7 protein-coding genes are annotated in these 7,501 nt (G+C 71.7%); 4 read left to right on the top strand and 3 right to left on the bottom strand.

The features are described 5' to 3' along the window. Window positions 1-32: 32 nt before the first annotated feature. On the bottom strand, window positions 33-257 hold the full coding sequence (locus ACFVHO_RS22420) for a hypothetical protein (RefSeq protein ID WP_385717261.1): 225 nt from the start codon (window positions 255-257) through the stop codon (window positions 33-35). 177 nt (window positions 258-434) lie between these two features. On the opposite strand from ACFVHO_RS22420, the gene ACFVHO_RS22415 reads away from it, so the two are divergent. The 4 genes from ACFVHO_RS22415 to ACFVHO_RS22400 all read left to right on the top strand — a co-directional run bounded on the left by ACFVHO_RS22415 (window position 435) and on the right by ACFVHO_RS22400 (window position 5,017). Further along, complete coding sequence (locus tag ACFVHO_RS22415; protein WP_385717258.1) at window positions 435-938, top strand: MarR family winged helix-turn-helix transcriptional regulator; 504 nt, start codon at window positions 435-437, stop codon at window positions 936-938. Window positions 939-957: 19 nt separating this feature from the next. Next, window positions 958-3,537, top strand: coding sequence for an MFS transporter (locus tag ACFVHO_RS22410; RefSeq protein WP_385717255.1), 2,580 nt, complete (start codon window positions 958-960; stop codon window positions 3,535-3,537). A 151-nt stretch (window positions 3,538-3,688) separates the two neighbouring features. Then, window positions 3,689-4,507, top strand: a complete 819-nt coding sequence (locus tag ACFVHO_RS22405) for a YceI family protein (RefSeq protein ID WP_385717252.1) — start codon at window positions 3,689-3,691, stop codon at window positions 4,505-4,507. A gap of 51 nt (window positions 4,508-4,558) precedes the next feature. Continuing rightward, on the top strand, window positions 4,559-5,017 hold the full coding sequence (locus tag ACFVHO_RS22400) for a PPOX class F420-dependent oxidoreductase (protein WP_385717249.1): 459 nt from the start codon (window positions 4,559-4,561) through the stop codon (window positions 5,015-5,017). Here the strand turns inward: ACFVHO_RS22400 and ACFVHO_RS22395 are convergent. Both ACFVHO_RS22395 and ACFVHO_RS22390 read right to left on the bottom strand, forming a co-directional pair. Then, window positions 4,992-5,843, bottom strand: coding sequence for a TetR/AcrR family transcriptional regulator (locus tag ACFVHO_RS22395; protein WP_385717246.1), 852 nt, complete (start codon window positions 5,841-5,843; stop codon window positions 4,992-4,994). The two genes, ACFVHO_RS22400 and ACFVHO_RS22395, sit on opposite strands and share 26 nt — an antisense overlap. A 66-nt stretch (window positions 5,844-5,909) precedes the next feature. After that, window positions 5,910-7,433: an MFS transporter gene (locus tag ACFVHO_RS22390; RefSeq protein ID WP_385717243.1), complete on the bottom strand. Its 1,524-nt coding sequence runs from the start codon at window positions 7,431-7,433 to the stop codon at window positions 5,910-5,912. Between the last annotated feature and the right edge of the window lie 68 nt (window positions 7,434-7,501).

Genomic DNA, 7,501 nt, shown 5'->3' with positions numbered 1-7,501 from the left:
CCCGAACCCACGTGCGGGCGCGCGCCGGAGCGTTACTTCAGGGCCAGCCAGGCCACCGCGGCCACGATCGCGATCGCCGCGACCACACCCACGATCAGGCCGATGCGCGGGCCCGCCGGGGCCGCCGCCTGCCGCTGCGCGCGGCCGCCCTGCGGGGGCTCGTCGACGAAGGCGCGGAACATCTGAGTGGAGCCCGCCGGGTCGTGCTGGCCCTCGGGGCCCTGGGCGCCCTGCGGTGCATGGGGGTTGTGTGCCATGGGGCAGGACCCTAGCGAATCCCCGCCGCCCGGCCCAACCCCCGCTGACCGGCGGCTTTACCTCCGTGGTCCGAGACCTTTGCCAGCCCTTTAGCACGTTGGTCCGGTTTTAGTTTGCCTGTGGCAACCAACTGCTTCTATGGTTGCCCTAAGCAACGAAAAGTGAGGGTGGACGCCATGGCCGCACAGCGTGAATACGCGGAGCTGGCCCGCCAGCTCAGCGCCATCGGCGCCGTGAAGCGCGGCCTCGGCCGCGGTCTGCCCGCCGACTGCCCGAGCGGCTCCGCCGCCGTGCTCACGCTGCTCCAGCGTCACGGCGAGATGCGGATGAGCCGCCTCGCCGAACTCCTCGCCGTCGACATGTCGGTGACCAGCCGCCATGTCGCGCACGTCGCGGAGCGCGGCTGGATCGACCGGGCCCCGGACCCCGCGGACAAGCGCTCGCGCATCCTGCGGCTCACGCCCGCGGGCGAGGCCAAGTTCGAGGAGCTGTCCGAGCTGTCCATCGCGACGCTCGCCCACTACCTGCACGACTGGTCCGACGCCGACGTCGGCCTGCTCAGCTCGTTGCTCGCCCGCCTGCGTGCGGGATTCGGGGACTGCCGCGCGGCTTCGGCCCGGCTCCCCGGACCGCCGCACGCGTCCGAGGAACCCATCGAACCCACCCGTACACCCGCGTAAGAATCAGGAAAAGGAACCCATGGCAACATCCACACCGTCCGGTGTGCGGGGCAGCCATGCCAAGCACGGAGCGCACGGGCACCCGGACAGCGGCGCCCCGATGACGCACCGGCAGATCATGGAGGCCCTGTCCGGCCTCCTGCTCGGCATGTTCGTCGCGATCCTGTCGTCGACGATCGTCTCCAACGCCCTGCCCGAGATCATCGGCGACCTCGGCGGCGGCCAGTCCGCGTACACCTGGGTCGTCACCGCCGCGCTGCTCTCGATGACGGCGAGCACCCCGCTGTGGGGCAAGCTGTCCGACCTGTTCAGCAAGAAGGCGCTCGTCCAGATAGCCCTGGTCATCTACGTCCTCGGCTCGGTCGTCGCCGGGCTCTCGCAGAACGCCGGCATGCTGATCGCCTGCCGCGTGGTGCAGGGCATCGGAGTCGGCGGCCTCTCGGCGCTGGCCCAGATCGTCATGGCCGCGATGATCTCCCCGCGCGAGCGCGGCCGTTACTCCGGCTACCTCGGCGCGACCTTCGCCGTCGCCACCGTCGGCGGCCCGCTGCTCGGCGGCGTCATCACCGACACCTCCTGGCTCGGCTGGCGCTGGTGCTTCTACGTCGGCGTGCCCTTCGCGATCATCGCCCTGATCGTGCTCCAGAAGACCCTGAAGCTGCCCGTCGTGAAGCGGCAGGTCAAGGTCGACTGGGCCGGTGCCTTCTTCATCACCGCCGCCGTCTCGCTGCTCCTGGTCTGGGTGACCTTCGCGGGCTCCGGCTCCGGCAAGAAGTACGACTGGCTGTCGTGGCAGTCGTACACGATGGTCGGCGGCTCGATCCTGCTCGGCCTGCTGTTCCTGCTCGTGGAGTCCAAGGCCAGCGAGCCGATCATCCCGCTGCGGCTCTTCCGCAACCGCACCATCGCCCTCGCCTCGCTCGCCTCGCTGTTCGTCGGCGTCGCGATGTTCGCGGGCACCGTGTTCTTCAGCCAGTACTTCCAGCTGGCGCGCGGCAAGTCGCCGACGATGTCCGGCGTCATGACGATCCCGATGATCGCGGGCCTGTTCGTGTCGTCCACCGTCTCGGGACAGCTGATCACCAAGACGGGCAAGTGGAAGGCCTGGCTGGTCAGCGGCGGTGTGCTGCTGACCGCGGGCCTCGGTCTGCTCGGCACCATGCGGTACGACACCGCGTACTGGCACATCGCCTGCTACATGGCCCTGATGGGCCTCGGCATCGGCATGATGATGCAGAACCTGGTGCTGTGCACGCAGAACCAGGTCGCGCCCGAGGACATCGGCGCCGCCAGCTCCGTCGTCACCTTCTTCCGGTCCCTCGGTGGCGCCATGGGCGTCTCGGCGCTCGGCGCCGTCATGTCGACGCGCATCACCGACTACGTGAAGGACGGCCTCGCCGACCTCGGCCCGCAGGGCGCGGCCCTCGGCCACGGCGGCACCGGCGGGGGCGGCATCCCGGACCTGGACGCGCTGCCGGGACCGTTCCGGACCGTGATGGAGAGCGCCTACGGCCACGGCATCGCGGATGTGTTCCTGATCGCCGCGCCCATCGCGTTCCTCGCGTTCGTGGTCACCCTCTTCATCAAGGAGGTGCCGCTGCGCACGGCGGGAGCCCTCGCGCAGGCCGCCGAGTCCGGCGACACCGCCACGTCCACGGTGCCCACCACGCCCGCCGCGACCGCCGAGGCCGCGACGCCCGCCACCGAGCCCGTGCTCGCCTCCGTCGCCGCCCCCACCGAGGCCGGCCCGGAGGGCACCCAGCGGCTCGCCGCCACGGCGTCCGTCGCGGGCTCCGGCGCGGCGCCCGCGACGGACACCGGCGGGGGCGTGCCGGTACACGGCTTCGTGCGCGGCGCCGAAAGCGCGCCCGTGCCCCGGGCCGCGGTCACGCTGATCTCCCTCGGCGGGCGGCAGTTGGGGCGCGCGGTCGCCCAGGACGACGGCTCCTACGCCGTGGACGCCCCCGGCGCCGGTTCGTACGTCCTGATCGCCTCCGCCGACGGGTTCCAGCCGCAGGCCTCGACCGTCGTGGTCGGCGCCGAGCCGCTCGCGTACGACCTGCTCCTGAGCGGCACCAGTGGGCTCGGCGGCATCGTGCGGACCGCGGACGCCAAGCTGCCCGTGGCCGGCGCGATGGTCGTCGTGACCGATGTGCGCGGTGACGTGCTCGCCACCGGGACCTCCGGCGAGCAGGGCGACTTCACCTTCGCCGAGCTGGTCCCCGGGCCCGTGACGGTCGCCGTGAACGCGGCCGGGCACCGGCCGGTGGCCCTGCCCGTCGAGGTGTCCGCCGTCGGCGTGACCCGCGTCGAGGTCGAACTGCGCTCCGGGGCGCGGGTGCTCGGCACCGTGCGGGCCGAGGGCGGGCCGCTGAACGGCGCCCGCGTCACGCTCGTCGACGCGGCCGGGAACGTCGTGGCCACCGCCACCACCGGGACGGACGGCGAGTACGCCTTCACCGACCTGGACGGCGGCGAGTACACGGTCATCGCGACCGGCTACCCGCCCGTTGCCACCGGCCTGACGGTCGGCGGCGACGGTGGCGACGGCGGCGTCGTCGAGGGGCACGACATCGAACTCGCCCACCCGGGCGAGTGATCGACCCCGCCTTGGGGCCGCGCTTTGAGCGGACGCGGCCCCGGGCGGTGCGTAGGGCCCCCGGGACGGTGGCGACGCGACGGTTGGGGACGGCCGGTCGCCACCGCCGGGGGCCGATTGCTTTTTCGGACCTCTGCAAGGAGCTTGAAACGTGGGACTTAGTGCGCGGATCCGGACCCGGGACGGCTGGGCGGTACCGCATGCGGTCGTCACCGTGACCGACATGACGGGGACGCAGGTGCTGCGCGCCGACGCCGACGGCGAGGGTGTCGTGCGGGACGCCACGGAGCTGGCCGCCGGGCCGTACACCGTCATCGTCACCGCCGTCGGGTACGCGCCCGCCGCCGCCACCGCCCTGGTCACCGCGAGCGGGCGGGCCGACGTCGGACATGTGGTCCTCGCCCGCGCGGGCGGCACCGAGCTGCCGCCGCCCGGGCCATGGACGATCGACCCCGTCCACTCGTCCGTGGCGGCCGTCGCCCAGCACCTGGGGATCTCCAGCGTGCGCGGGCGGTTCACCGAGTTCTCCGGGCGGGTGGAGATCTCCGAGGACCTGGAGAAGTCGCGGGTCGACGCGGTGATCGGGGCCGCGTCCATCGACACGGGCAACGCGATGCGCGACGGCCACCTGAAGTCCGGCGACTTCCTGGACGTCGAGGCGTACCCGGAGATCACCTACCGGTCGACCGGCCTGGAGCCCGCCGGGTCCGACCGCTGGACCGTGCACGGCGAACTCGGCATGCACGGCGTCGTCAGGCCCGTCGACCTGGACCTGGCCTACCTCGGCACCGGCGCCGACCCGTGGGGCGGCACCCGCGCGGCCTTCCGCGCCACCGCCGAACTGCGCCGCGAGGACTTCGCCATGAACTACAACCAGGTGCTCCAGGCGGGCATCTCGGCGATCGGCACGACGCTCAAGGTGGAGCTGGACATCCAGGCGGTGCAGGGCGAGAGCCTGCCGCAGGTGTAGCGCCTCGGGGGACGTACCGTTGCAGCGCTTCGGGGGCATACCGTCGTGACCATGACGCCCCCGAACATCGCCACCAACACCACCGTGTCCCTCGCGGAGTTGCTCGACTTCGTCCGGCCCCGGCACAAGGCGCTGCTGCTCACCGCGCGCGCCGACGGAACCCCGCAGGCCTCCCCGCTGACCTGCGGGGTCGACGACTCGGGACGGATCGTGGTCTCCACGTACCCCGAGCGCGCCAAGACCCGCAACGCCAAGCGGAATCCACGGGTCAGCGTGGTCGTCCTGTCGGACGAGTGGAACGGGCCCTGGGTCCAGGTCGACGGCACGGCGGAGGTCATCGACGCCCCGGAGTCGGTGGAGCCGCTGGTCGAGTACTACCGCAACATCGCGGGCGAGCACCCCGACTGGGACGAGTACCGCGAGGCGATGCGCGAGCAGGGCAAGTCGCTGATCCGGATCACCCCGGAGCGCTGGGGTCCGGTGGCTACCGGGGGCTTTCCTCCTCGGTGACCCGCTCGGTGACCCGCTCGGCGTCCGCAGCCAGGACGGCGGGGTCCAGCATCGACTCGATGCCCGCGATCATCAGGTCGAGGGCGATCGTGAAGTCCCGTTCCCACATCTCGGAGACGGTGCCCTCGCTGCGGGACTCCATGAGTTCCGCGGCGGACCGCACCGCCTCGTTGTTGGCGAGCTCCTCGTTCACGGTGCCGACGGCGTCCCTGAAGTACTCGTCCTGGGTCATCCCCGCGGCGGCGCAGCGGGCGAGGAAGTGCCCTTCGATGGTCCCGAAGCCGTACACGAACTGGAACACCGCGGCGATCGCGCCGTTCTGGCGATAGGGCGTGAGCCCGGTGTTCCGTACGGCCCGCTGGATGGCGAGGGAGAACGCCAGCCAGTTCGGCCCGATGTTCAGGAACTCGCCGATCAGCGGGGACACCCAGGGGTGGCGGACCAGCAGGTCCCGGTATCCGGCGGCCAGTTCGCGCAGCTGCTCGCGCCACGCGCCGGGCGCGGCCGCCGCGCCGGTGTCGCCATCGGCGTCGGGCAGCCGCACCTCCTCGGCCACCCGGTCGAGCGCCAGTTCGAGCAGGTCGTCCTTGGTGTCCACGTACCAGTACACGGACATCGCCGTCACGTTCAGCTCGGTGGCGAGCCTGCGCATGGAGAACTTGGCGAGGCCCTCCGCGTCCAGGAGCCGGATGGTGGCCTCGGTGATGCGGTCCCGGTCGAGTCCGCTGGGCTGGGCGCCCTTGCGGCTGGTGCCGCGCGGCGCCTTGCCCTCCAGCCAGACGCTCGTGCGCGCCGCTCGCTTCGCGCGGTCGGCTGCCTTCGTCATGGCGCACCTTCCTGGGTACTGGTCATCGTGCCGTGCCTGCCGTGCCGTGTTCTGCCGTGCCGTGTTCTACTCCGCGGACGGGTCCGCCTTCTGCACAGAGTCTGCCCTCTCCGCCCGCCACAGCAACGCCGCCGCCAGCGCGCCGCCGAGGAACAGCGCCACCGCGCCGACGAGCTGACTCGTCTCCAGGCCGGAGGAGAAGGCGTCGGAGATCCGCTCCCGCTCCCCCGCCGAGTCCGCCGCCGCCAGCGCCGCCGGGAACGACGTCGCCGACACCGCGACCAGCGCCGAGAAGCGCGAGTTGAGGACCGCGCCGAGGACCGCCACACCGAGGCCGTTGCCGAACTCGGCGAGCGTGCCGTTGATGCCCGCGCCCACCCCGGCCTTCTCCGGCGGGATGGCGCTCATGATGGCGTTGGCCATCGCGGGCATCGCGAACGAGATGCCCGCGCCCATCAGGACGAGGCCGACCAGCATGCCCGAGTAGTCGTGCCCGCCGAACGACGCGACCACGGCGAGGCCGCCCGCCAGCGTGGTCATGCCGGTCAGGATCGTCAGCGGCGTGCCCAGCTTCGCGTGCACCTTCGCGCCGATGCCGACCAGGTTCAGGAGCACCACGGTCGCGGCGAGCGGCGCCGTGCGCAGACCCGCCTCCAGCGGCTCGTACCCGAGCACGAACTGGAGGTGCTGGGTGAGCAGATAGAGCGAACCGCCGAGGCCGAAGGCCACCAGGATCGCGCCCGTCACCGCGCCGATGAAGCGCTTGTTCTGGAAGAAGTGCATGTCCAGCATGGGGTAAGGGGCCCGCAGCTCCCACAGCGCGAAGGCCCCGAGAACCACCACGCCGACCCCGGCCGCGACCAGGACCTGGCCCGACGTCCAGCCGTGCTCGGGGCCCGAGATGATCGCGTACACCACGGACGCCATGCCGATGGTGGAGAGCAGGGCGCCGAGCAGGTCGGGGCGGTCGCCCTGCGGGTTCTTGGACTCCGGCACCATCCGGACGACCGCGACGACGCCGATCAGCGCCACCGGGATGTTGATCAGGAAGATCGAGCCCCACCAGAAGTGGTTGAGCATGAAGCCGCCGAGCAGCGGACCGGCCGCGAAGCCGAGGGAGTTGACGGTCGCCCAGAGGCCGATCGCCTTGACCCGCTCGGCGTCGTCGAAGAGCTGCACCACGACCGCGAGGGTCGTCGTCATCAGCAGGGCGCCGCCTATGCCCATCCCGGCGCGCGCCGCGATCAGCTGCGCGGAGGTCTGGGACAGGCCCGCGACGAGCGAGCCGATGCCGAACAGGACCAGGCCCGCGGTCAGGAGCTTCTTGCGGCCGTAGCGGTCGGCCGCGCTGCCCGCGGTGAGCAGCAGGCCGGACTGCACGAGCGAGTACGCGTTGATCATCCACTGGATGTCGGCGGACGACGCGTCCAGCTCGCTGGTGAGCGAGGGGATCGCGACGCTCAGGACCGTGTTGTCGAGCAGCACGGTGAGCTGGGCCAGGCAGATGACGCCCAGGATCAGCCAGCGCTGCGGGTGGCGGTCGCCGTGCCCGACGACCGCCTCGGGGTTGTCGGCGGTGGTCGACGTCATCTGGGCTCCTTCTCTTCTACGGTGTACGTCGGTGAGTAGACGTACACCGTAGAGGAAGTTCCCTTACG

The sequence above is a fragment of the Streptomyces sp. NPDC127108 genome (assembly GCF_042677545.1).
Taxonomy (GTDB): domain Bacteria; phylum Actinomycetota; class Actinomycetes; order Streptomycetales; family Streptomycetaceae; genus Streptomyces.
This window is presented reverse-complemented; position numbering and strand designations above follow the sequence as displayed.